The organism is Prosthecobacter sp. SYSU 5D2, assembly GCF_039655865.1.
GTDB lineage: Bacteria > Verrucomicrobiota > Verrucomicrobiia > Verrucomicrobiales > Verrucomicrobiaceae > Prosthecobacter.
This window is the reverse complement of the sequence record NZ_JBBYXL010000004.1, coordinates 137,432-161,892: the sequence shown is the minus strand read 5'-3', so window position 1 is coordinate 161,892 and position 24,461 is coordinate 137,432. Positions and strand designations below refer to the sequence as shown.

Here is a 24,461-nt window from a genome sequence, read left to right as displayed (position 1 = left end):
TGCTTAACCATGTTTACGAATATGAAAGGCTGGTCCTGAACAGGACCACCTCCACCCAACGGATCGCATTTCTGGGGGATTATCTTCCACGGCTTTGTGGAATCGCGACCTTCACCCACGATGCCTGTGAATCCGTCGCCCAGGCCGCCCCTGAGATCGAGTGTTTTGTGGGGGCCGTCAATGACCGGCCAGAGGGTTATGACTATCCTCCACGAGTGCGTTTTGAGCTCCAGGAAAAAGACCTGCACTCCTATCGACGGGCTGCGGATTTTTTGAACTTTAACAACGTGGACGTGCTCTGCGTGCAGCATGAGTTTGGCATCTATGGAGGCCCGGCTGGAAGCCATCTGCTGGCTTTGCTGAAGGAAGTCCGGATGCCCGTGGTCACCACATTGCACACCATTTTGCGTGAGCCGAATGCGGCCCAGCGCAAGGTGATGGATGAACTCGTCTCCCGCAGCGACCGCCTCATCGTCATGGCCCGCAAAGGCGCGGAAATCCTCCGCGAAACCTACCAGGTGCCGGATGCCAAGGTGGACATTATTCCCCATGGCATTCCTGATATGCCCTTTGCCGGGTCCGATGTTTACAAGGCCCAGTTCGGCGTGGAGGGCCGTCATGTCCTGCTCACCTTCGGCCTGCTCGGTCCAGGGAAGGGGATTGAATACGTCATCGAGGCACTGCCTGAGATCGTGCGGCAGCATCCCAATGTCGTTTATCTCGTACTCGGTGCCACACATCCGCATCTCATCGCCCGGGAGGGGGAGCGTTATCGCCTCAGCCTTCAGCGCCTGGCGGAGGACCGTGGGGTCAAGGATCACGTCATCTTTTACAACCAGTTTGTCTCGCAGGAAGACCTGAAGGAATTCATCGGCGCGACGGACATTTATCTGACTCCTTATTTAAATGAGGCGCAGGTCACCTCCGGCACGCTGGCCTATGTATTTGGCGCTGGCAAAGCGGTCGTCTCCACCCCCTACTGGCATGCTCAGGAGCTGCTGGCGGACGGGCGCGGAGCCCTCGTCCCATTCCGTAATGCCCCGGCCATCTCTACCGCCGTTTGCGCTCTGCTCGATGATCCTGCTCGCAAGCAGAAAATCTGTCAGGATGCGTATGCCATTGGCCGTGAGATGATCTGGCCTGCGGTAGGTCGGAGATTCCTGGAATCCTTTCAGCACGCACGCGCGGACCGCAAGGCGCAGTCCCGTGCGGCCTTCGCGGGATGGACGCTGAGCAGCCGCCCGTATGCCCTGCCGCCACTGCGGCTGGATCACGTCGTGCGGATGAGCGACAGCACCGGCATCTACCAGCACGCCATTTTTAACGTGCCTAATTTTCATGAAGGCTACTGCACCGATGACAATGCGCGCTCCTTCATCCTCTGCAATCTGCTGGATGAATCCGGCAGCCTGCCCGCCACGCAGAGCCTGGACGGCCTGGCGACCAGCTACCTAGCCTTTCTCGCGGCCGCATTGAATTACGAGACCGGCCGCTTTCGCAACTTCATGAGCCATGGCCGCCAGTGGCTTGAAGAAGCCGGCAGCGAGGACAGCCATGGCCGCGCCCTTTGGGCTGTGGGCACCGGTGCCGGACGGTCGCGAAATGAAGGGCATCGCAAACTATCAGCCCAGCTTTTTCAGCGCGGCCTGCCCGCGGTGGCTTCCTTCACCTCCCCGCGTGCCTGGACTTTCACCTTGCTGGGCATTCACGAGTATCTCCGCCATTATCCGGATGATCCGAAAACGAATGTCAAAGCCATGCGGGCCCTCTTGACGGCAAAGCTCGTCAAGCTGTGGAACGACTACGCTACGGAAGACTGGCCCTGGTTTGAGCCCGGAGCGACGTACGACAATGCCCGCATCTGCCAGGCGCTCATCCTCAGTGGCCAGTGGATGCCGGATCCGGAAGCCCTGGAAATCGGTCTCAAATCCCTCCGCTGGCTGGTATCCATCCAAAAGACCCAGGCGGGTCACTTCCGCCCCATTGGTAGCAACGGCTTTTACCAGCGTGACGGTGAACGGGCTGACTTCGACCAGCAGCCGGTGGAAGCACAGGCCATGGTCTGCGCCTGCCACGAAGCCTTCCGCGCCACCCAGGACCCCCTGTGGCCGCGCGAGGCCAAGCGCGCCTTCGAGTGGTTCCTTGGCCGGAACGATCTCGGCCTGCCCTTGTATGACTCCAGCACCGGCGGCTGCAGCGACGGTCTCCATGCCGACCGTGTCAATGAAAACCAGGGCGCTGAGTCCACCCTCGCCTTTCATCTGGCTCTCGCAGAAATGCACCATGCCGAACAGTTGATCTTGCCACCTCCAGCCCCACCCCTATGAATCAGCAAATCCACCTCTGCCATCATGAGGTGACTTTGTTGCCTGAGAGCGCACGTGTCATCATCCGTCCTTTCATCCCTTCGAATGTGCATCTCGTCGCCACCATCATTGGCCGTGCGCTCGCCCTCACGGAGGATGATGTGGCATTGCAGCTGGCAGAGCTGCGCATCGGGTTCGAAGCCCGCCATCATGACCTCGTCTCCGCCCTGCATGCCCATTTTGAAAAAGTGCGCCATCACATCCCCAGTGAGCAGCCTTTGTCACTGGACCGGCAGCTGCTGATCGGAGCCATTTTTTCCGGCGAATATGCGCTGGAATCCGCCGCCTTGTTCAATCCCTCCATGGTCCCGCATCCAGACCAGAGCGGTGTGCCAGACGGAGCTCTGCGTTTCATCATGAGCCTGCGCGCCACCGGCGAAGGACACATTTCTTCCATCGAGTTTCGCTCCGGAATCATCGCCCAGGATGGCGTCATCACCCTGGACCCCGTTTCCCGTTTCGTCACCCTGCCCCTGGTGGTGCCTAACCCAAAGTATCGAAAACCAAATTTCCTCAGCAAGCTGCATGAAATGGGATTCGAGAATGCCCATACCCAGGCAGTTCTGTCGCCTCTGGCAGAAAACTTCACGCGCAGCGATCTCAATCAAAGCCTCACCAACGTGCGCGAAGGTGCCGAATCCGCCCTCCAGGACCTGAACCCCACTCTCGATTGCATCCAATGGCTGGCCGATTCCAATTACGAGCTTCAATTTTCCGAGAAGCTTGCCATGAGCGAGCGCATCATCTTCCCGGTCTCCAACAATGAAAGCAATGGCATAGAGGATGCGCGTTTTGTGCTCTTCACTGAAGATGATGGCTCCAAAATGTATTATGCGACCTACACCGCCTATAACGGTCGCGCTATCCTGCCGCAATTGATCGAAACCGAGGACTTCCTCCACTTTCGCGTCCTGACTCTCAATGGCAGCGCCGTTCAAAATAAAGGCATGGCCCTCTTCCCGCGCCGCATTGGCGGGCGTTATGTCATGCTCTCCCGCCAGGATGATGAAAATCTCTTCATTATGTTTTCCGATAACCCCCACTATTGGAGCGAACCCCAGTTACTCATGCGCCCGGAGGAGATGTGGGAATCCGTGAAGATCGGCAACTGCGGCTCCCCCATCGAGACCGAGGCCGGCTGGCTCGTCATCACCCACGGCGTCGGCCCCATGCGCCAGTACTGCATCGGCGCAGCCCTGCTGGATTTGGAGGATCCCACCCGCGTCATCGGCCGCCTCCGCCAGCCCTTGCTCTGCCCCGAAGGCAGCGGCCGCGAAGGCTACGTCCCCAACGTCGTCTATAGCTGCGGCGCCCTCCTGCACGGCGGTTCCCTCATCCTCCCCTACGCCATGAGCGACAAAGTCACCGCCATCGTCAGCCTGTCTTTGGATGAACTTATAGCGGCCTTGCTGGCGAGCGAATAATGACGAAGGTTTTTACCGCTTTTTCAGCTCGCACTCAAACTCCTCTGGAGTCAGCCAGTTCGACTTGTCGAGGTCATTGGACCTTGCCTCAACGGTTTGCTGGAAGTCAGGATCGTTCCGGTGGCGAAGATGAAAGAGGAATGCGGTCACTTCATTGAGTTCAGCGTGCGAAAGGACAGTGATCTCGCGTTTGATTTCCTCAATGCTCATGGTTGCAATTCAGGCACGAAAGTCACTCAATCGCCAGTCGAAGCTGCCAAAGCAAAAACGCGGATGGCCTTTCAGCCATCCGCGTTCATGAATCAACGAGTTTGAAAACCCGGTTACCTCTTAGTACCGGTAGTGGTCCGTCTTGTACGGGCCTTCAACCGGCACGCCGATGTAGTCGGCTTGGTCTTTGGAAAGAACGGTCAGTTTGACGCCGATCTTGGCCAGGTGCAGGCGGGCGACTTCTTCGTCCAGTTTCTTGGGCAGGACGGTCACGCCGATGGGGCGGGTGTCCTTGGTTTCCCAAAGCTCGATCTGGGCCAGGGTCTGGTTGGTGAAGCTGTTGCTCATCACGAAGCTCGGGTGGCCGGTGGCGCAGCCGAGGTTCACGAGGCGGCCTTCAGCCAGCATGAAGATGCTGTTGCCGGCCGGGAAGGTGTACTTGTCCACCTGGGGCTTGATGTTCAGGCGCTTGACGTCCGTGCGGGCGTTCAGGCGGTCCACCTGGATTTCGTTGTCGAAGTGGCCGATGTTACAGACGATGGCCTGGTCCTTCATCTTCTCCATGTGCTCCAGGGTGATGATGTCCTTGTTTCCCGTGGTGGTGACGTAGATGTCGCCGTAGCCGAGGGTGTCTTCGATCGGCATCACGCGATGACCTTCCATGGCGGCCTGAAGGGCACACACAGGGTCGATTTCCGTGACGATGACCTGGGCGCCCATGCCGCGGAGAGCCGCTGCACAGCCTTTGCCCACGTCGCCATAACCGCAGACGACGCCGACCTTGCCGGCGATCATCACATCTGTGGCGCGCTTGATGCCGTCCAGGAGGGACTCGCGGCAGCCGTAGAGGTTGTCGAACTTGGACTTGGTGACGCTGTCGTTGACGTTGATGGCCGGGAAAAGCAGCTTGCCTGCCTTGGCCATTTCATAGAGGCGGTGCACACCCGTGGTGGTCTCTTCGGAGACGCCTTTGAGATCTTTGACGATCGTGTGGAAGATGCCGGGCTGGTTTTTGGCGATGTCCTTCAGCAGGTCCTTGATGACCTTCACTTCGTGGTTGTCTGAAGGGGTGTTGACCCAGTCGTCACCGTTTTCCATTTCATAACCCTTGTGGATCAGCAGCGTCACGTCGCCGCCGTCGTCCACGATCAGTTCTGGACCTTTGTCCCCTGGGAAGATGATGGCCTTCCAGGTGCACCACCAGTATTCTTCCAGAGTCTCGCCCTTCCAGGCGAAAACAGGGGTGCCAGTAGCGGCGATGCCTGCGGCAGCGTGGTCCTGGGTGGAGAAAATGTTGCAGGAGGCCCAGCGCACGTCAGCACCCAGTTCCTTCAGCGTCTCGATGAGCACGCCGGTCTGGATGGTCATGTGGAGGGAGCCGGTGATGCGGACGCCCGCGAGGGGCTTCTTCGGGCCGTATTTTTCGCGGGTGGCCATGAGCCCTGGCATTTCAGCCTCGGCGATATCGAGTTCCTTGCGGCCAAAATCGGCAAGGCCGATGTCTTTTACTTTATAGTCGGACATGTGTTTGTGTCGTGGTTCAGTTTGTGATGAAAATAACAAATCATCGCATCAAGATGCGTTGATATGTTCCTGAATAAAGAGGTGGTGTCAATGAGGGATTTATAGGTGTCCTGGCTGCGGCTGACCATTGTGCCAGATGAATACACGTCGCCAAGGCGGCCGTCATCGAAGGATCCACATCCGTCGCGAATCACTGCCCGGTCAGTTCTCCTGAATCGAGGCAATCGCCCGTGTCAGGTCTGCCGCTGCCACCGGTTTAACCAAATGGATGGCAAATCCCGCATCTTTGCTGGCTTGCAGGTCTGCCTCCATGCCAAAACCGCTCAGGGCGATGCCCGGCCAGCCGTAGCGCTGGCGGATTTCCTTCATCAGTTCCTGCCCGGTACCGTCTGGCAGTCCCAGGTCGCTGATGACCAGATCAAAAGAATGCGAAGCCGCAAGCTCCAGCGCCGCAGCAACCGTGGAGGCGGAGTAAACGGCATGACCCCTGCGCTGCATCAGCTTCACCAGCACGTTCAGAGACGTGACATCATCCTCGACAATGAGCAGGCGCAGCGGCCGGACATCCGCAGATGAAAGATCCTTCGGTGCCGTCTCCGGCAGAGCGCGCTGGGTGGTGGCCAGGTCCACCGTAAAGGTGGATCCCTGGTCCTGGCCCGCACTGGTGGCCTGCAGACTGCCTTCGTGCAGGTCCACCAGTGCTTTGGAGATGGACAACCCCAGCCCCAGACCGCCAAAGGCATGTCTTCCGCCCAGGTCGCCCTGTTCAAAGGGCAGGAAAATACGGTCCAGTGCTTCAGAGGGAATGCCGCGACCAGAATCCTCAATTGAAATCAACAGCCGGCCTGGTTCAGGATTGGCCGTGCGGACCTTGATGCGTCCTCCATCCGGAGTGAATTTCACCGCATTTTTCAACAGGTTCCAAAACACCTGTTGAAGCCGTGCCGGGTCTGCCTGGACAAAGGATTCAGCGGCTTCCAAATGCATTTGCAGATCCAGCTTTCTGCCGTGCAAATCCGCGCGGACGATCTCCTCCGTGTGGCGCAGCAATGCATGCGTGTCCACCTTTTCCGCATGGATGTGGAGCATGCCCCGGCTGATGCGCGTCAGGTCCAGCAGATCATCAATAAGGCGGGCCTCCAGGCCGATGTTGCGCTGGATCATGCGCAGATCCTCCCGCACCTTTTCCGGGAGGGTGTCGTTATTTGCCAGCTCAGAAGCGACCATCAGCACCGGGTTCAGAGGAGTGCGCAGTTCATGGCTCAGCGCGGCCAGAAAGTCATCTTTGGCGCGTGAGGCCATCTCTGCTTTTTCATGGCCCCGGGCCGCTTCCTCCATGCTGGCTCTTAGCGCCTGCTCCGTGCGCCGCCGCTCAGTGGCGATGCGCGTACGCTCAGCCACCTCCCGGATAAAGGAAACCTCATCCTCCGTCCATTCCCGCGCATCCTCATGGTTCAGGTAAAGGATGGCCACAAAACCCCCGTCCTCCGTCACTGGCAGGTTCACCACCGCCTGGGCGCTGATGGCCTTTAGCGCATCGGCATTGTCCGCTGTGCGTGGATCCTTGTATGCATCGGAGAAGATGACTGCGTGCCCCCTTTTCAAGTCTTCAATGTAGGAGCCATAGTCGCGGAAATGCAGCACGCCTGCGAGGCTTTGGATGCCCGGCGCATTCCAGTCACGCTCGATGGTGATGGTTTCCTCCTTGGTGTTGATCGTGCCATAGCCGCACCGGCTCACGTTCAGCGCCCGGCCCAGCAGCTCGGCGGCTGAATAGGCCAGATCCGCCGGATCCCGCAGCTCCCGCAAAAGGTCCGCCAGCTCGATCAAGGCCGTCTTCCGCCGCTCACTCGTCCGCAGCGCTTCCTCCGCCAGCTTTCTTTCCGTGATGTCAATGACGGAGCCGATGTAGCCGAGAAACTCACCGTTAGAATCAAACCGGGGCGTGGCTGCATCAATGGCCCAGCGGTACTCGCCATCCCGCCTGCGCAGGCGGTATTCTACCTTGAACGGTGCCCGCCTTTCATTCGCACTGATAAAGTCCGCCTCCACCATGTCATGATCATCAGGATGCGTGGCATCCACCCATCCATACCCCATCCCGGTTTCCGGTGTCTGGCCGGTGAATTCATACCAAGATTCGCTCAGAAAAGTACACCGCCCGTCCGCCTCCGTGATCCACACCATCACCGGCGCGTTATTGGCCATGTGGCGAAAGCGCGTCTCGCTTTCCCTCAGGGCCACCTCCGCCATCTTGCGCTCTGTGAAATCGCTCGCCGTACCGAACCATTCCACGATCTCCCCCCGTTCATCCAGTAGGGGTACCGCATGTGAAAAAGTCCACCCCAGGGACCCGTCTGCCCGGATGATGCGGTGCTCCAGATTAAACGAGCCTTTGCTCTCGATCGCTTTTCTCACCGTGTCAGTCACCAGCTTCTGGTCTTCCGGCGGGATGTATTTTTGCAGCCAGTCCCGGATGGCGTGATCCGTGTTCGTAATGAATTCCTTCCCCTGCAATTGATGCATCACAGTCCAGTCCGCATTCATGCGGTACATGCTGTCGGAGCTGGTCGTCACAAAGGCGCGAAACCTCTCCTCGCTCTGCCTTAGCTGCTCCTGAGCCCGCCGGTTCTCCGTGATGTCCGTCACCGTGGCGGCAATGAATCGAGGCTGTCCGCTGGCGGAGCGGATGGCCACCACATCATTGTGCGTCCATAGGATGGATCCATCCGGCCGGACATACCGTTTCTCGATCACAAAATTAGATCCGCTGCCCTCCGCCAGCGCTTTGAACAGGGGGGCATTCGACTTCAAATCTTCCGGATGCGTAATGTCATGCATCCGCAATTGCAGCAGCTCTTCCCGTGAGCGGCCTACCATCTCACAGTAGCGGTCGTTCATCTGTACAAACCGGCCCGTCAGGTCCGTCTGGGCGATGCCTGTAGTGGTCTGTTCGAAGACGGCACGAAAGCGCTCCTCGCTCTGCCTGAGTTGCTCCTCCGCCAGCTTGCTATCCGTGATGTCCATCGCTGCTCCAGCCATCCTGACAGCCGCACCGCTCTGCGCATCGAAGGAAGTCTGCCCCGTCACAATCAGCCAGCGGTAGGAGCCGTCCGGTTGTAAAATCCGCGCCTCCACACGCAGCACTCCCTTTCCACCCGCAGCCACCGCATTCGCCACAGCGGAGGCATAGTGCTGCAGGTCATCGGGGTGTACCCGCTTTGCGAGCGCGGTCTTGTGGTTGATCTCCCCGCCCGGCACGCCAAAAAGTTCCAGGAAGCGCTCATCCGCCTCCGCCCGGTCTTCCTGAACATGCCAGATGAAGGTCCCCATGCCGGAGGCATTCAGCGCCAGTTGCAGCCGTGTCTCGCTCTCCCGCCGGGCCGCCTCCGCCCGCGCCCGGTCAATCAGCGGCCATACGCGCGCCACCACGTTTTCCAGCAGCGCCAGTTCCTCACTCGTCCACAACCGGGGTGCCGGGCTGCTAATACCGATGCTGGCCACCCAGCGTCCATTGCGTAAAAACGGCGCCAATGCATACGCCTGAATGTCCACCGGCAGGTAGTTTTCTGCATAGTCACGAGTCCACTCGTGGCAGCTCACATCATCAATTCCCAGTGGCACACGGGCCGCTGTATGCCACCACTCGGCCCGGCCAAAATCCCGGGTCAGATACACCCCCGCCAGATCCTCGCCTCCTTGTCTCCAGTCCGGCAGCACGGTTATTTCCTCTGCATCCTCTGCAACCTCGAAAAAGTAGCATCGGTGGACATTGAAAAACGTCCCCACCTCCCGCGTCGCGATGCGGTTGATTTCCATCGCATCATTCACCGTGGCCAATTTCTGGCTGAGCTGGCTCAGGAAAGTGGCGCGGGCTTCCGCAGCCTGCCGTTCAGACAGATCATAAAAATGGCACACTACGCCATGCCGCCCGTCCGGCAGCACGATCCGCTCCACCTTCCAGTCGTAGGACTCCACATCCCCGATGTCATGCCGCTTTTCCACCGTCCGTTTCGAATGATAGGCTTCCCCCGTGACCTGAGTATGACGGAAGATGGAGATGGCCTCGCTGGCGAAGGGTTCCTCCCAGATCATCCTCAGAACCTCGCCAAAGTCGCGGCCCAGGGGTTCGGCCACATTTTGAAAAACCTTCTGGGCTCCTCTGCTGATGTGCATCAGCCGGAAGTCACCATCCACCACATAAACGCCGAAGGGAGCATTCTCCACCAGATGCCGAAAGGTTTCATGCGCCGCCGTCAGCAGCTTACGCTCCGTAAAGTCCAGGAAAAACGTCGCCACCCCTCCGTCAGGAAGGGGAAAATGCCGGACGAAGTGCCAGCGCTGCCAGGGCTCGTAAAAGTGCTCCACCTCGGTCGGCACCCGCTTTGCCAGAGTGCGCTCGAAGGCTTTCGCCGCCTCAGTTTCCCGTGCCTCCGTCAGCACCTCACCAAAAATCCGCCTTCCCAGCAGGGACTCCGAATCCATCCCCTGGTCCTCCAGCATCTCCCTCGCCGCCGCATTGATCTCCGTCAGCCTGCCTTGGGCATCGGTGACATGGTAACCGTCCGTGATGCTTTGCAGAATGCTCTCCGCCCTTTCCCTGCCTGCTGAAAATGGCTCATTTCTTATTGGCGGATCCTCAGCATAGGTTTTAGAACGGGGCTCAGACATGGGAACAGCGGACAGATGATAGAAACAATTGAGGCCGATGTACGGTCATCTGACAAGCTCATCTGACAGTGTTGATCTCAATTCGTATTCGAACCTGAACGCACCTTCGGATTTGTCCTTATGGGCAAAAGACAACCTGGCACGGTGTGAGAACTTAAGGTGCAGTTTCGAATTAGCCTCAAATTCCTGGTGTCTGGTAGTCGTTACACCAGTCGCAGTCTTTTCCTCAGCAGCCACTCTGAGCTCAGCAGCACGATCACTGCTCCAAACCACCACCAGCTCGACCACAGGATCGTCTCCGCCACCGTGGTCTGCTTGCGGTCAATGGACTGGAGCAGATTCGGCAGTTCCGTGGCGGCCTGTTCTTCTCGCAAAAAGCGTCCGCCGGAAGAGGTGGCCATGGCCTCCAGGAGGGGGCGGTTCATGGTCAATGTGGCCCACTCGGGATTGCCTGCATCCGCCACGCGCAGAGACAGCCGCAGGTCGCTGCGCATCGCCGCCGGGCTTTCTGCCACGGCGATCTCATAGGCACCGGCCTTCAGAGGCGGAGTGAGCGTGCGGTAGATGCCAAAGTGGGTTGGGTCAGGTTCCAGTTGCAGCGTCGCCACTTCTTTGCCGTCCAGGAGGAGAAAAGCGCGGGGCTCCGCCCCGCTGACTATTTCACCGGCTGGATTGCGAAGGCGCACACGGATTTCCGACTGCTCACCGGGCGTGTATCGCAGCCGGTCGGTGCCGATGGAAACCTTCGCATCCTCCGCCTGGAAGGGCGGGGCGGCGATCCAGGCCGCCATCTGCATCCACAGCCGCTGGTGGTAGAGGTCCCCCACCTGGTAGCGCCAGCGCCACAGGTCGTCCGTGCCCAGATACAGTACCGCCCCCGCGCCGACTGGGCGGAAAACCGCCGCCGGTTTTCCTGCGGCTCCATCGGCCCCAGTCTGAAAATGGGCCAGCGTCGTCGCACCCGGCTGCGCCTGTACACTGGAGGCCCAGCGCATCTCCGGCAGGGTGGGCCACAGGCTGCTGTTGGCGGTAGGGCTGTCACTCAGGCGCAAGGCAGATTGCCGCTCGCCATCCGTGCTGAGCGCCCAGGTGATACGGGCATTCGGTGCACTAGCGGCGGAAACCCAGCGTACCGGCATGAGTGATGCCGTCTTTCCTTGGGCCCACTTTTGCAAATGGCCGCGCAGCCCGTCAATGAGGATGAGGCCGCCACCGCGCTTCTCCACAAACTCTGTCAGCCAGTCCGTCTGCATGCGGCTGAACCGGGCAGGGGAAACATCTCCGAGCAGGACGAGGTCGTAGCTGAGCAGGTCCTCCAGCGTCCGGGGGAAATCCTTTTGCAGGGTGCCGTTTTGCGGCTCTGCCACATAGTCATCCAGCACCATTTTGACCTCCCAGCGGTCATCGCGGTCGAAGTGGTTGTGAATGTAGCGGGTCTCCCAGCGTGGCCGTCCGTCCAGGATGAGCACCTTGCGTTTCTTGGTCAGGAGATGCAGCGCCACCTCGCGGCTGTTGTTGGCGCGGGTTTTTTCGATGCCGGACCGCTCCCCAAGCACGGCGACTTGCACCTGGAGCAGGCGCAGCGTTTTATCCCGCTCCTGGGCGGGAGCTTCAGGCAGTTGCTTGACAGGAAAGGTGAAGTCAAACCGGCGCTCGCCTTTGCCTTCGCCATTGAAATTTTGCTCCCACATCGTTTTCCCGCCGCTGCTGATGCGGATCTGGGCAGGGACGCCGGGCGGCAGGGAATCGCTGATGAGCACACGGCCTTGCAGGTTCTCTTCGCTAAATACAGACTCCGCTGTTTGTACATTCAGCACGCTCAGGTCCGGGGGCGGCACCTCGCTGCCAAAACCGACGGTGAAGACCGGTGTCCCGCTCTGCTTCATCGTCGCCGCAAATTCTTCCGGTGACCCTGGTCCATTGTGCTGTCCGTCCGTCAGCACCACCAGCGCCGTGCCCGGCGTCACTGTGCCCAGGGCATCCCGCAGGGCCGTGTCCAGGTTCGTAATGGGCGCATCCGCCTGCACGTCAAATCGCAGCGGCATGTCCCCAGAAGTATCTTTGCCCTTTTGGCGGTTCCACCACAGCCGCTGCGTCTGCTGCCCACGCAGCAGCACCAGCTCCACATCCTGGGTTTCCGCCAGCTTTTTCACCAGTGGCAGGCTGCCGCCCAGCAGCATCTTTTCCGCACGGGTCAGGCGGGAGTCGCTGTTGGCGGCGGTGCTGTCATCGTCCGCAACATCTGACAGGACCTCATCTTCCAGCTTCATGCTGGCGGAGGTGTCCACGGCCAGGATCACCCGGCCAAGCTGCCGCTGCGTCGTTTCCCGCCGCAGCACCGGGCCAGACAGGGCCAGCACCAGGATGAATACCGCCAGAGATCTTAAACCCGCTGGCAGCCACCTGCCCAGGCCGCTGTGATGGCGGGACTCCCGCCGGTAAAGATACCACATGGCCACCGCCAGCCCAAGCGCCAGCGCCCACACCCCCATGGCAGGATAGTCGCCGGTGAAGCGGAGAGTGGTTTCAGTGGTTGGATTCACAGATGATATGATGAAAAAACTAAAATTCCAGGCATTCGCAGGAATGCACGCCAGTGAGCCTTAATCTGCTAAAAGAAAAAGGGAATCAAAGAACAGTGTTACAAGCTTAAACCTAGCGGAAAAAGCGGTACATGATTGATAAAGGCGAATTCAGATCACTCTTCGATTTGAGAACCCTCCGCCAGCGCCCGTGAAAAGGTTGACGGAATCCCGCGGGAGACGTTCATTTAACACAGTCTTGTTATGAAATCCCTCTCCATCCTGGCCTTGCTCACCTGTCTGATGCCTTTTGCCTCCCTGGCAGAGCTGGCTTTGGAGGTGCCTCTCATCGAACTCAAACCCAGGCCGGAGGATGAATCCGTCACCACCACCTTTGTTTTCCACAACAAAGGCACCAAGCCCGTAAAGGTCCTTTCCATTGACAGCGCCTGCTCCTGCCTGAGCGCGGATCTGGACAAAGCTGTTTATGCCCCGGGTGAAAAAGGCACCGGCAAGGCGGAGTTCAAAGTCTCCAGCTTCGTCGGTCGCCATGAAAAATCCGTTCATGTCCAGACCGATGACCCGTCTCAGCCAGAATGGGTTATCCCGTTCATATTGGAAGTGCCCGAAGTCATCAAGATCGAGCCCAAGACGCTGCAATGGTGGATCGGTGATGAAGCCCAGGCCAAAACCGCCAAGGTCACCATGACCGGTGATGCGCCCATGAGCATCAAAGACATCACCTCCACCCGGGAAAATGTTGAATTTAGCTGGAAAGAGATCACTCCTGGCCGTGAATACGAAGTCACCGTGAAGCCCAAAAACACCACTGATGTGATGCTTGGCGCCCTTCGCATCGAGACTGACAGCAGCATCCCCAAATACCAGAGGCAGATGGCCTTTTTCTCCGTGTATAGAAAACCGGCCTCCCAGCCATGATTGCACACGTTTTCCAGGCAGCTTTGCTCATCGCCCTGGCCGCAGGGGCGGCTGCTCTGACCCATGCCGTCCATCCGCGTGCCCCGGCGCTGTATCTGAGCGAGGCACCTGTGGGCAAGGATGAAGTCAATCTCCAGCAGATCCAGGAGCGCTGGCAGGGCGATGTCGTCTGGCTGGATGCGAGGCCACAGGAGGTGTATGAAAAAGGCCACATTCCGGGTGCCCGTTTGCTGAATGAACAGGGTTTTCAGGAGCAGCTTCTGGAGCTGCTGGACGTCCTTCAAACCACGGACAAAGCGGTGATTCTCTATTGCGACGGGGAGAAATGCGAAGCCAGCCGCACGATCCGCGAAAAGCTCCTGCCCATCATTCCAATCGAGGAGTGTTACATCCTCAAAGGCGGTTACCCGGCCTGGAAAGCTGCGCAAAAGTAACTTGCCTGTATGCCGCTTTTGCCTCTTCACCAAGCTCACGACTACCGGGCGCTCATGGCCCGCTGGCGGTCGCTGGCCGGGCGGTTGAAGGTGAAGCTGCACACTCTAACCGTGCTTCAAAGTGAGATTCAGAACGTGAAAGTCCACTGGCTGGAAACTGGCAGCGGCGATGAACCGGTCATCTATCTTTCCTCAGGTATCCACGGCGATGAAGCGGCTGCCGCGTGGGGCCTGCTCATCTGGGCGGAGGAAAACGAAGCCCGCCTGCGCAGTCAGCGTTTCCTCATCTTCCCGTGTCTTAACCCGTTTGGCCTCATGCTCAACACCCGTGCGGACCATCGCGGGCTGGACATCAACCGCCGTTTTCATGTGGAGGATGACGACATCTGCGGCCCCTGGCGCAGGCTCATGCGGGGCCGTGCCATCCGCCTCGGTTTTTGTCTTCATGAGGACTATGATGGACAGGGCTGTTATGTCTATGAGCTGAGCCACTTCCGCGAGCCGGTGAGCCAGAACATCATGGCCGGGCTGCGCAGCCTGCCGCCGGATCCACGTAAAAGCATAGACGGCAGCCGCGCTCAGCTGGGTGTCATCCGCCGCAAGCGCGTACCCAACCTTCCAGGCCTTCCCGAGGCCATTGTCTTGCATCAGCTTGGCTGCAAGCTCACCCTGACTTTTGAGACGCCATCTGAGTTCAGCTTTGATGACCGTATCCGTGCCCAGGTGGAGTTTATGAATGCCGTCTTGTCAGCCGTGGATATCCCTGAATAATGACGGCATGACCAACCCTGTCTGCCGCATGCTGCGTCTCAGTCTGCCGCCGCTCGCCATCCTTTTGGGTGCCTGTGCCTCCATGCCCAAGGCATCCCCGCGCCCGGAGCTGCGTCAGCAGGAATGGGTGAGCTATGATGGCAAGGTCATGCCCACGCAGACCTGGGCGGTGCCTGGCGGAACGAAGCCGCGTGGCATCGTTATTGCCGTTCATGGCCTCAGTGGGGCAACGTCGGACTTCTGGTTCATCGGAGACAAGCTGCCTTCCTCTGGTTATACCGTCTATGCCTACAATATCCGGGGCCAGGGCATGGACCCCGTCAAGGATGAGCGCGGCGACATTCAGTCCGCCCGCCAGTGGCAGAAGGACCTGGAGACCTTTCATCTGCTCGTGCGCCGCAAGCATCCGGGCGTGCCCGTCTTCTGGTATGGGGAGAGCCTTGGCAGCCTCATCTGTCTGCACACCGCTGCCAGCCGTCTCAATGACCGTCGTGATCCGGATGGGATTGTCCTGGCCTCACCCGTCGCTGGCCTTCGCGTCACCGTCTCCGGCTTTAAGAAGTTCCTTTTGCAAGCTGCAGCCGCTTTGTCGCCACGGTCACGTTATTCGTTAGGTGATCTGGCCGGGGTGGATGAAAAGAACATCCAGGTGACCAGCGAGACCACCCATGGGGATCAGATGGCCGTGACGGAGCATCACATCAGCAGCTTCACCCTGCGTCTGCTCACCGAGATTGGCGGCCTTCTGGATGCGAATCCGAATGCCGCCAAAAGACTGCGCATGCCGGTGCTGTTCCTGGCCTCGCCCAATGATATTTTATCGTCACCCGACCAGGTCCAGACGCTCTTCAGCCAGGTGCGCTCTCCGCGCAAACGCCTGCTCTGGTACACCCGCAGCTACCACCTGCTGCTGCATGATGTGCAGAGGGCCGAGGTCACCCAGGATCTGACCAACTGGCTGAACACACGTGTTCAGTAGTTCGGACTAACATAAAGGATGTAAAATTATCTCTTTGCCACTGCGCCCAGTGTTCCGCCTTTGACAAAGTCAGGCATGAGCAGCGGTGCCGCCGCCCGTCCTGGGCTGCCGTCCCCGCAGGTGGTGATCAGCCGCGCCAGCTTTTTGGCAAAGGTTTCGGCGCTGCGCCGGTAGCGTGTGGGCTCGGGATGCAAGTGCTGGAGAAACGGTTCGTCATCGCGGGAGATCAGCGACACTTGACCGGGAATGTTGATACCCTGCTGGAGAAGCCAGGTCAGGCAGGTGGCAAAGTGTTCCGCCCTCAGCACCAGCAGCCCGGTCGGGGCGGAACGTAGATTCATCACCTGCCGGAGGCTGGCAATGACCCCCTCCACCGTGTCATTGTGTGTCGCCAACCCGACACTGGCCTGTCCGGCTCCTTCGCGAAAGCCCGCGATGCTTTCAGAGTCGCCCGCCAGTTGTGCTTTCGGAGTCAGAATGACCAGGTGCCTGTGCCCCAGCGCTGCCAGCCGCGCCGCCGCATGGCGGGAAGCGGCGCGGTAGTCCGTATCCACCTGCGGAAGGCAGCTGCCCGGATGGCGCGTGCCGGCGATCACCGCCCGCAGCCCCTGCTTTTCAAACCATTGCTGCATCGTCGCCGTGGACCTGTAGAGCACCCACACCGCCCCCGGTTGCTCCGCAGCCAGCCTTTCCAGCACGCGTCCGGGTGCCCGCCGGTAAGCCGCGCTTTCCACCTGGATACGCAACGTCCAGCCAGACCCCTGCAGCCGCAGTCTCAGCGCTTCCATCCACAGCAGGGTCGAGGAGGCCAGCGCATGATATGGCATGCCCAGCAGCAGCACTGCCACCTGGCTGCGGTCATCCTCTTTGGGGTGGGCGGATAAAAGCACCGTCACTTCCCGCCTGCGACCCGTTTGAGTCTTCAGCAGTCCTTCGACCTCAAGCTGGGCCAGCGCTGCGCGGATCGTATTGCGGCCCACCTGGAGTTGCCGTGCCAGCTCAGCCTCTCCAGGTAGCAGTCGCGTCCAGGCCCCTGCCAGCATCTTCTCCCGCAGGAAAGCTGCCGCTTCCACCGCCCGTGAGGCACGGCGTGGCAGGGCAGGGGAGGGGTTCAGACTCATACCGTCCATTACACACAGCCTCTCTTTAAAGTTCAACCTGTCATCACTCTTTCGAGAGGCTTGTCTGCCTGATTCCGTATCGCTTTTCAGACATGAAACCCTGCCACGCCCTGCTCCCGCTCCTGCTCCTCTCGGCCACTTTGAATGCGGCTGATCCTGAGTTGATGCTCAACATGGACGGGGACCTCTCTTTTACAGGTGCCACCCCGGAGCTGTCCCGGACCAAACTTCAAACCCTGGTCCGGCAGGTGAACGACCATTCCATCCAGACCCTGGTTTACAGCATCGGCGCAGGTTCGGACATCCTGTATTATCCCACGCAGGTAGCCAGCACCTGGGGCTGGCGGGAGACCAAGTACAGCAGCATGCCGTCCTGGAAGACCCGCATTGAACGCTGCCGCGCCGCGACGGACGCAGGCATGGACGCCCCGCGCATCGCAGGTGAGCAGGCTCGTGCACTGGGAATGAAGTTCATCCCCTCCTACCGGATGAACGATGCCCACTACTGCAGCGATCCGCTGGAGTATCCGCTGACCGGGCGATTCTGGATGGAGCATCAGGACGCTATCATTGGCATAAGTCCGGTGGCTGGAAATCCCATGTATCAATACCTGCTGAATTATGCCCGCGAGGACGTGCGGGCCTACCGTCTGGGAGTCATCATGGAAGCCTGCGATCGCTATGCAGACCTGATGGACGGTTTTGAACTGGACTTTAACCGCTTTCAGATCTTCTTTCCGTCCGGGCAGGCGGAACAACATGCACCGTTGATGACGGAGCTGGTGCGGCAGGTGAGAGACCGATTGAAAGCCATCAGCGCCCGGGAGGGGCGTGAGCTCAGGCTCATTGTGCGTGTGCCGCCCGCCCTGGCCAACTGCCGCTGGGCGGGGCTGGAGGTGGCGCGCTGGTGTGAAGAACGGCTGGTGGATGTGGTCATCCCGGCGCAGGTGATGACCGTCTCCCATGACATGCCGGTGGATGAGTTTGTGCAGGTGGCCCAACCGTATGGAGTTCAGGTGTATGGTTCCTTGTACGGCCGGAGTGGATATCAGTGGCCCTTCAGTTCCGTGCACGATGAAGGCGCCTATGCGCAAGAAGTGACCCGGACTCCGGATGCGGCGCAAGTTCTGGGAGCAGGGATGAACCAGCTCCACCTCGGGGCCAGCGGGATCCAGTTGTATAACTTTAACTTCTTCAATGCCGGGCAGGACATGATGGAGGGGGTGACGGCCGGGTTGCTGAAGCCTGCCATAATTCAAAAGGGTGCCAGGCGATACCAGATCACCCAGGGCTATTATCTCGACAAGGAGGATAACTATGAGTATCGCAAGCAGATTCCGGCAGCATTGCTTCTTGGGCAGACGCTGCGGTTGAAGTTGCTGGTGGGGGAGGATTTAAGCAAGGCGATGCCTGAACCGGGTTATGTGGGACTGAGGTTAGGGCTGCATGGGGCCAACAAGGCTTATGAGGATGTGGCGATGACCGTGGCAGTGAACGGCCGCCAGTTGCACATCGGGCCTGCGGCCAGCCTGCTTCAGGTGACGCGTGGGAAGCGCCATGGCAATGGCTCCCATGCACCACCGACGGAGGCTTATGTGCAATGGGCTGTGGCTGACAGAAGCCTGCTGCGTGCGGGGTGGAATGAGCTGGAGGTGACGCTCACCGAAGGCAAGCCGGAACTGCCTCTGCAAGTGGTGGAGGCGGAGATCGGGGTCATGCCTTGAGAGGCCGCCAGGGGCATCGCATCACTCAGATCCCGCATTCTCGGGACAGGGAGTGATGAGTACTTTACTTGCTGACTCCGGCCCAGCCACCGCCGATGGCACGAAGCATCTGGACGGTGGCGGTGAGGCGCTGGCCATCGAGCTGGGCGAGGGTGAGGCGGGTTGTGAGGACGACGCGGTCGGCGTCCACGACTTCAAAGTAGCTGGCCAGGCCTTTGTCGTATCTCAGACGGGAGAGGCGGCTGGTCTCCTGGGAGGAGGCGACGGCGGCAGCCACGGCAGCGCGTTGTTTGCTGAATCCTTTGAGGTCGAGCATGGCGTCTTCGACCTCGCGCAAGGAGGTGAGGATGGTCTGTTTGTAGCTGGCCAGGCTTTCCTCGTAGCGACCATAGCTGGCGCGCAGGTTGCCGCGCAGACGGCCGCCCTGGAAGATGGGGATGGTGAGCTGGGGGCCGATGTTCGCAGTTCGGCTGCGGTATTCAAAGAAATCTTCCGCGCCGATGCTCTCGATGCCGCCAGCACCTGTGAGGCTGAAGACAGGATAGAAGTTGGCCTTGGCGACACCGATGTCGGCATTGGCGGCACGCAGGTTTTGCTCGGCGGCGCGGATGTCTGGGCGGCGCTGAAGAAGACTGCTGGGCAGTCCGGCAGGCACACGGGGAGGAGTGGGCAGACGGCGATTTTTGCCGAGACGAAATTCGGAGGGCAGCTCGCCGCAGAGAACAGCCAGGGAATGCTCCACAGCACCGCGCTGGCGCTCAATCGCCGCTATGTCGTTGCGGGCGAGTTCGAGTTCGGTGCGGGCGCGGGCGACGTCCATCTCGTTGGCGAGCCCGCCTTCAAACCTGGACTGCTGGAGCTGGCGGGCTTCGTCACGAAGGCCGATGGTTTCCTGGAGGATCTGCTCCTGGGCGTCCAGGGAGGCTCCGAGGAAGTAGCTGCGGGCGACTTCGGCGGCGATGATGAGGCGCTGGGCGGCGAGGTTGTCCACAGTGGCATCTTCGCGGGCGCGGGCTCCTTCGACCCGGCGGCGGACGCGGCCCCACAGGTCCACCTCCCAATTGAGGCCCAGCATGGCGCTGTGGCGGTCACGCTCCAGAGGTGGGAGTCCAGCTCCTGGGGGAAGGTTGGCCCCGACGCTGTTGGCGGAAAGGTGCTCGTAGGTGGCGTTGTTCTGAAGGTTGAGCTGGGGGAAGAAGTCTGCACGCTCGACGCCTGAGAGGGCACGGGCGGTTTCGACGCGGGCGAGGGCGGCTTTGAGGTCCTGATTGTTGGCCAGGGCGCGGTCCACAAGACCGTTGAGGGTGCGGTCTTTGAACAGGGTCCACCATTGATCCGGGACAGGCAGGTCGGAGATGTCCGTGGTCTGGCGCCAGCGTTTGGTCAGCTTCAGGTCCGGGCTTTCGAAGTCGGGCCCGACTGTGCAGGCGGCCATGGAGAGAAAGGCCGTGCCGGCCAGTGCCCATCGGGAGATGAGAGAGGGGAAAGCAGTCTGGGGGGATGAACAGGAAAGCATGTGAGGCAGATTAGAGATCGTCTTGGAAAGATTATTCGTACTTTTTTTGTGATTCGCATCCAATAAAGAGATCTCTAGCAAGGGGGCGTGAGCTGTTTCTCACTGCTCACGCTCAATCCTTCAAGGACCACACCTGCACATCATCCACCATCGCCGTCTTGTTCACGGCCAGGGTAATCATGCGTTTGGTCGGGTGCGCGATGCCTTCCGACTGCAACTGGCCGATAAATGTTCCGTTCAGCGTGAAGCGCATCACATCTCCCTGCACCACAATGAGCATCTCATGCCACGCCTCGGCATCCAGGCTCAGCGGAAACCCCGCAGACTTGCCCTTCAGCAACTTGGCCAGTTCCGGGTTGTTACCCTCTTTCAGCCGGCGCTCACGGATTTCAAGATTCATCATCCCCGTTTTGGAATCCTTCAGCGTCACATTCTTCGGGGTCACCTGCGCCACACAGAGATGGCCTGCGTGAACCGTCTTGTCTCCCCGGTCCACAAAGTCCACGCCCAGATCACCATTCTCGCCCAATTTGAATTTCAACTTCACCGCTCCATCCTGAAAGGCCACGTCATGAAAGATGGCCACGCCATGATCCGCCTCCGGCACGCGGGTGATGGCCATCGCACCATCTTTGAGATCCACCTGCTTTTTTCCCTTCGCCCGCCAGGCGCTGTTGGTTGTCCAGCCGTTGCCGATTTCCTCTTTGTCCGGCGTGGTTTCATCCCGGTTAAAATCATCGCTGAAAAGCAGGCGGCCCTGCTTCTCCACCAGAGAGTTATCATCCTGAGCTGAAACACAGACGGTGGCGACATGTAAAAAAGAAACCAAAAGGACAGAACGGAGCATAGGCCTCTTCAACGCCGTCATCCGCGTTTCTTATCATGCTGCAATTTCATCCCCTGCGGCTTCGTTGCCAGGGATCGTTCTTCTACATGAAATTCACCCGACGTCTCCTTCTCAAAGTCTCGCCCTTTCTCTTTTGGCGGGGCTCCTCCTATGCTGCCGCCTCTCCCGCAGAAGTTCCTTTGCCCTTTGGCGCAGATTTCCCGCAGCTTGATTCCCTGGCCGTTGGCGACTGGTGGACCAAGAAACCCAAAGGCAATGTCGCGCCGCCGCCAATGGATGTGCCGCGTGAGGATGTCGTCGCCTTTGCCCTTTATACCCATGACCGGGGCGTGCTGAAAATGAGCGCCCAGCTTTATCCCCTGAAACCCGGCGAACCCCGCGAAGCCAGATTGGAATTCCAGCGCGATGGCGCCTGGACCGAGGCTGCCAAAGTCGCCGTCGTCTTCCCCGGCTGGAGCGCACACTTCCGCATCGAACAATGGGACGCCAGCCAGGACGTTCCTTATCGGGTCCGCCATGGAGAAAAGGCCCTGTTTGAGGGGCTCATCCGCCATGACCCGGTAGAAAAGGAGGTCATCACCGTGGCCAACATGTCCTGCAATTCCAGCCGCACCACCGGTCTGCGCCCGGAGATCATTGACAACCTCAAGGCCCAGGACCCCGACCTGCTTTTCTTTGCCGGTGACCAGACGTATCGCCACACCGAGCACACTGCCGGATGGATCGAGTTCGGCCTCCAGTTTCGCGATCTCATGCGCGACCGCCCCACCATCGCCATTCCGGATGACCATGACGTCGGCCATCCCAATCTGTGGGGTGAAAACGGCAAGCACTCCGCTATTCCCGGCAATGCGGACGGTGGCTACATGTTCCCGCCGGAATACGTCAACCAGGTGCAGCGGCAGCAGTCCTGGCATCTGCCTGATTCCCCGGATCCGGCACCCGTCGAGCGTGGCATCACCGTCTATTTCACCAGCATGCGCGTCGGCGGGGTGGACTTCGCGATTCTTGAAGACCGCAAATTTAAGAGCGGCCCTTCCGGCAAGATCCCGCAGATGGGACCACGCCCGGACCACATCAACGATCCCAATTACGATCCGAAGACCATAGACCTGCCCGGCCTGCAACTGCTGGGCGAACGCCAGGAAAAATTCCTTCACGAATGGGGCCAGGACTGGACCGGTGCCGAGATGAAGGCTGTGCTTTCCCAGACCGCCTTCTGCGGTGCCGTGCATCTGCATGGCAAGGACAAAGAGCGTCTGCTGGCTGATCTCGACTGCAACGGCTGGCCGCAAACACCGCGCAACAATGCCCTAAAGGAAATCCGCCGCGCCTGGGCCGTGCATCTCTGTGGCGACCAGCACCTGGCCGTTACTGTCAAAAATGGGATTGATGAATTTGGCGACGGCCCTTATGCCTTCACCAGCCCGGCATTGGTCAACACCATCTATGGCCGCTGGTGGCATCCCCTGGATGAGAAGCCAGGCCCCAATCCGCTCCCCGGCAGTCCGCTGCCGTGGACTGGTGATTTCCATGACGGCCTGGGCAACAAAATTTCCATGATGGCCTATGCCAACCCGCCAGACATCCAGGATGAAAAGCAACGTGCCGACGGTTACGGTGTGGTGAAGTTTAACAAAAAGGATCGCAAGATAACCTTCGAATGCTGGCCGCGCTTTTCCGATGCGAAGGAAGGTGATAAAGCCCAGTTTCCCGGCTGGCCCATCACCGTGGACATGGCCGCCAACGACGGCCGCAAGGTCGCCGGTTACCTGCCCGAACTGAAGTTTGAAGGTGCTGCCAACCCCGTCGTCCAGGTCATCGAAGACAGCACCGGCGACATCCTGTACACCGTGCGCGTCCAGGGCAGCAGCTTCCAGCCCAAGGTCTATGCCCCCGGCAGCTACACGGTCAAAGTGGGCCGCGACAAACCGGAAGGCAGCACCCTCACCGCCACCGCAGAAACAGATGCCGAGAAAGCCGGTCAAAAAAGCATTACTCTTTGATTTTCTTTTCGCGCTTCTTGCCACCTAACTTGCCCGCCAGTTCGCTGGCGTGTGCAGGATCGTATTCAGGATTCGGCACCGGCATCCGGGCATTCACCTTAAGCCGCCATTCAGCCAGCGCGGCCTTCAGCTTTTGCGCATTCTCCGGCTGTTCCTTGGCCAGGTTTTTGGTCTCGCCCAGGTCATCATTCAGATCATACAGCTCCACCGTATCCGTTTCATAAAACTGGATCAGCTTCATGTCCCCGTGCCGGATCGCACTGGCCGGCGTGCTATGATGATAATGCGGCAGATGCCAGTACAGCGTGTCCCGGGCGATGGTCGCCTTCGGGTCGCGTAGTAGTGCCGCCAAACTCACCCCATCTTGTGGCTGGTTGGCTCGGCCCTGCACAGCCCCCAGTTCCGTCAGCGTCGGATACACATCTATCGTGATCGCCGGCGTGTGGCATTCGGTGCCTGCGGGTACACGCCCCGTCCAGCGGGCGATGGCCGGAACACGGATGCCGCCTTCATATAGCGTCCCCTTTTCACCGTTCAGCGGCTTGTTGGAGGTCACCACCGTACCGTTTTGCTCATGCTCCAGGCCGCCATTGTCGGAGAGAAAAAGAATCAGCGTCTTTTCCCCCAGCCCCGCCTGGTCCACTGCCTGCACGATACGCCCCACGCTCTGGTCCAGCTCCTCCAGCAGCCCGGCATACAGCGGGTTGCTGGGATAACCCTCCATCGGCTTCTTGGCCCGGTATTTTTTCTCCAGCTCCGGTGTCGTGGTCAGCGGAATGTGCACCGCATAGTGCGACACTTGCAGCACAAAAGGCCGCTCCTTGTTGGCTTCGATAAAACGGATCGCCTTGTCGGTCATGAACTCCGCCGTGCGCTGTTCCTTCCCCGTGCCGGTCACCTCGGGCGGCTGAGTGTGCCCCTTGGCCTCCGTCACGGTCTCCCAGCCCTGGTGCTGTGGAAGGTGGCCTTCGCCGCCAAGATGCCACTTGCCAATGTATCCGGTGGCATAACCAGAAGTGCGGAGACGCTCAGCATAGGTTTCCACCTCCAGCGGCAGTTGCAGCGGCACCACCGGATCCGCCAGCTTCGCAAAGGGCCGCTTATGCCCTGGAATGTGCTGCGTGATGCCAAAGCGCGCCTGGTCCTGCCCGCTCTGCAAATTCGCCCGTGTGGGCGAGCAGACCGGCCCTGCATAAAACTGAGTGAAGCGCATGCCCTCACGCGCCAGGCGGTCCATGTGTGGTGTCTCGTTATACGTGTTGCCATAGCAGCCCACATCCGACCAGCCCAGATCATCCGCCAGGATCACAATCAGGTTCGGCAGATCCGGTGCAGCACGCGTGGAAGAGGCAAACAGACACAGGCAGGAGAGGGAAAGCAGTATAAATTTCATGGCTGTGAACAGGC

16 protein-coding genes are annotated in these 24,461 nt (G+C 59.7%); 8 read left to right on the top strand and 8 right to left on the bottom strand.

The genetic code is table 11. The features are described 5' to 3' along the window. The first annotated feature begins 35 nt into the window (after positions 1 to 35). Positions 36 to 2,327, top strand: a complete 2,292-nt coding sequence (locus tag WJU23_RS08095) for a glycosyltransferase family 4 protein (RefSeq protein WP_346332289.1) — start codon at positions 36 to 38, stop codon at positions 2,325 to 2,327. Beyond that, positions 2,324 to 3,790: a glycoside hydrolase family 130 protein gene (locus tag WJU23_RS08090; protein WP_346332046.1), complete on the top strand. Its 1,467-nt coding sequence runs from the start codon at positions 2,324 to 2,326 to the stop codon at positions 3,788 to 3,790. The genes WJU23_RS08095 and WJU23_RS08090 overlap by 4 nt, the downstream gene beginning before the upstream one ends. 12 nt (positions 3,791 to 3,802) lie before the next feature. Here the strand turns inward: WJU23_RS08090 and WJU23_RS08085 are convergent, their stop codons facing one another. From WJU23_RS08085 to WJU23_RS08070, 4 genes are all read right to left on the bottom strand, one after another. Continuing rightward, on the bottom strand, positions 3,803 to 4,000 hold the full coding sequence (locus WJU23_RS08085; RefSeq protein WP_346332045.1) for a hypothetical protein: 198 nt from the start codon (positions 3,998 to 4,000) through the stop codon (positions 3,803 to 3,805). Between the two features lie 120 nt (positions 4,001 to 4,120). Further along, positions 4,121 to 5,524, bottom strand: a complete 1,404-nt coding sequence (ahcY, locus tag WJU23_RS08080; protein ID WP_346332044.1) for an adenosylhomocysteinase — start codon at positions 5,522 to 5,524, stop codon at positions 4,121 to 4,123. Positions 5,525 to 5,725: 201 nt separating this feature from the next. Continuing rightward, positions 5,726 to 10,195, bottom strand: coding sequence for a PAS domain S-box protein (locus tag WJU23_RS08075; protein ID WP_346332043.1), 4,470 nt, complete (start codon positions 10,193 to 10,195; stop codon positions 5,726 to 5,728). A 203-nt stretch (positions 10,196 to 10,398) separates the two neighbouring features. Further along, a complete protein-coding gene (locus WJU23_RS08070) occupies positions 10,399 to 12,738 on the bottom strand; it encodes a VWA domain-containing protein (RefSeq protein WP_346332042.1) in 2,340 nt (779 codons plus the stop codon). A 243-nt stretch (positions 12,739 to 12,981) separates the two neighbouring features. On the opposite strand from WJU23_RS08070, the gene WJU23_RS08065 reads away from it, so the two are divergent. From WJU23_RS08065 to WJU23_RS08050, 4 genes are read left to right on the top strand one after another with little or no spacing between them, the layout of a single operon-like run. Further along, positions 12,982 to 13,656, top strand: coding sequence for a DUF1573 domain-containing protein (locus WJU23_RS08065; protein WP_346332041.1), 675 nt, complete (start codon positions 12,982 to 12,984; stop codon positions 13,654 to 13,656). Further along, positions 13,653 to 14,090 (top strand): rhodanese-like domain-containing protein, encoded by a 438-nt coding sequence (locus WJU23_RS08060; RefSeq protein ID WP_346332040.1) that lies wholly within the window; start codon positions 13,653 to 13,655, stop codon positions 14,088 to 14,090. Before WJU23_RS08065 ends, WJU23_RS08060 begins: the two co-directional genes overlap by 4 nt. A gap of 9 nt (positions 14,091 to 14,099) precedes the next feature. Continuing rightward, positions 14,100 to 14,861 carry a M14 family metallocarboxypeptidase gene (locus tag WJU23_RS08055; protein ID WP_346332039.1) on the top strand — a complete coding sequence of 254 codons (762 nt, stop codon included), beginning with the start codon at positions 14,100 to 14,102 and terminating at the stop codon, positions 14,859 to 14,861. A 7-nt stretch (positions 14,862 to 14,868) separates the two neighbouring features. Continuing rightward, positions 14,869 to 15,840, top strand: a complete 972-nt coding sequence (locus WJU23_RS08050; protein ID WP_346332038.1) for an alpha/beta fold hydrolase — start codon at positions 14,869 to 14,871, stop codon at positions 15,838 to 15,840. 26 nt (positions 15,841 to 15,866) lie between these two features. On the opposite strand, the gene WJU23_RS08045 is transcribed toward WJU23_RS08050, so the two are convergent. Then, positions 15,867 to 16,961, bottom strand: coding sequence for a substrate-binding domain-containing protein (locus tag WJU23_RS08045; RefSeq protein WP_346332037.1), 1,095 nt, complete (start codon positions 16,959 to 16,961; stop codon positions 15,867 to 15,869). A gap of 92 nt (positions 16,962 to 17,053) precedes the next feature. Here WJU23_RS08045 and WJU23_RS08040 point away from each other — a divergent pair, with 92 nt between their 5' ends. Beyond that, the gene (locus tag WJU23_RS08040; protein WP_346332036.1) at positions 17,054 to 18,685 is read left to right on the top strand and encodes a hypothetical protein; all 1,632 of its coding nucleotides are present in this window, start codon (positions 17,054 to 17,056) and stop codon (positions 18,683 to 18,685) included. Between the two features lie 64 nt (positions 18,686 to 18,749). Here WJU23_RS08040 and WJU23_RS08035 read toward each other — a convergent pair whose 3' ends face one another. Then, the gene (locus tag WJU23_RS08035) at positions 18,750 to 20,120 is read right to left on the bottom strand and encodes an efflux transporter outer membrane subunit (RefSeq protein ID WP_346332035.1); all 1,371 of its coding nucleotides are present in this window, start codon (positions 20,118 to 20,120) and stop codon (positions 18,750 to 18,752) included. Positions 20,121 to 20,313: 193 nt separating this feature from the next. After that, the gene (locus WJU23_RS08030; protein ID WP_346332034.1) at positions 20,314 to 21,048 is read right to left on the bottom strand and encodes a family 16 glycoside hydrolase; all 735 of its coding nucleotides are present in this window, start codon (positions 21,046 to 21,048) and stop codon (positions 20,314 to 20,316) included. An 86-nt stretch (positions 21,049 to 21,134) separates the two neighbouring features. Between WJU23_RS08030 and WJU23_RS08025 the strand changes: the two genes are divergently transcribed. After that, positions 21,135 to 23,054 carry a metallophosphoesterase family protein gene (locus tag WJU23_RS08025; protein ID WP_346332033.1) on the top strand — a complete coding sequence of 640 codons (1,920 nt, stop codon included), beginning with the start codon at positions 21,135 to 21,137 and terminating at the stop codon, positions 23,052 to 23,054. Here WJU23_RS08025 and WJU23_RS08020 read toward each other — a convergent pair. Then, the gene (locus tag WJU23_RS08020; RefSeq protein WP_346332032.1) at positions 23,044 to 24,447 is read right to left on the bottom strand and encodes a sulfatase; all 1,404 of its coding nucleotides are present in this window, start codon (positions 24,445 to 24,447) and stop codon (positions 23,044 to 23,046) included. The two genes, WJU23_RS08025 and WJU23_RS08020, sit on opposite strands and share 11 nt — an antisense overlap. Positions 24,448 to 24,461: the final 14 nt, after the last annotated feature.

Excerpts from the sequence above, each read along its gene's own strand:
- WJU23_RS08090 (WP_346332046.1), top strand. The coding sequence starts at position 2,324 with ATGAATCAGCAAATCCACCTCTGCCATCATGAGGTGACTTTGTTGCCT.
- WJU23_RS08085 (WP_346332045.1), bottom strand. The coding sequence starts at position 4,000 with ATGAGCATTGAGGAAATCAAACGCGAGATCACTGTCCTTTCGCACGCT.
- ahcY (WP_346332044.1), bottom strand. The coding sequence starts at position 5,524 with ATGTCCGACTATAAAGTAAAAGACATCGGCCTTGCCGATTTTGGCCGC.
- WJU23_RS08075 (WP_346332043.1), bottom strand. The coding sequence starts at position 10,195 with ATGTCTGAGCCCCGTTCTAAAACCTATGCTGAGGATCCGCCAATAAGA.
- WJU23_RS08065 (WP_346332041.1), top strand. The coding sequence starts at position 12,982 with ATGAAATCCCTCTCCATCCTGGCCTTGCTCACCTGTCTGATGCCTTTT.
- WJU23_RS08060 (WP_346332040.1), top strand. The coding sequence starts at position 13,653 with ATGATTGCACACGTTTTCCAGGCAGCTTTGCTCATCGCCCTGGCCGCA.
- WJU23_RS08055 (WP_346332039.1), top strand. The coding sequence starts at position 14,100 with ATGCCGCTTTTGCCTCTTCACCAAGCTCACGACTACCGGGCGCTCATG.
- WJU23_RS08050 (WP_346332038.1), top strand. The coding sequence starts at position 14,869 with ATGACCAACCCTGTCTGCCGCATGCTGCGTCTCAGTCTGCCGCCGCTC.
- WJU23_RS08045 (WP_346332037.1), bottom strand. The coding sequence starts at position 16,961 with ATGAGTCTGAACCCCTCCCCTGCCCTGCCACGCCGTGCCTCACGGGCG.
- WJU23_RS08040 (WP_346332036.1), top strand. The coding sequence starts at position 17,054 with ATGAAACCCTGCCACGCCCTGCTCCCGCTCCTGCTCCTCTCGGCCACT.
- WJU23_RS08035 (WP_346332035.1), bottom strand. The coding sequence starts at position 20,120 with ATGGCCGCCTGCACAGTCGGGCCCGACTTCGAAAGCCCGGACCTGAAG.
- WJU23_RS08030 (WP_346332034.1), bottom strand. The coding sequence starts at position 21,048 with ATGCTCCGTTCTGTCCTTTTGGTTTCTTTTTTACATGTCGCCACCGTC.
- WJU23_RS08025 (WP_346332033.1), top strand. The coding sequence starts at position 21,135 with ATGAAATTCACCCGACGTCTCCTTCTCAAAGTCTCGCCCTTTCTCTTT.
- WJU23_RS08020 (WP_346332032.1), bottom strand. The coding sequence starts at position 24,447 with ATGAAATTTATACTGCTTTCCCTCTCCTGCCTGTGTCTGTTTGCCTCT.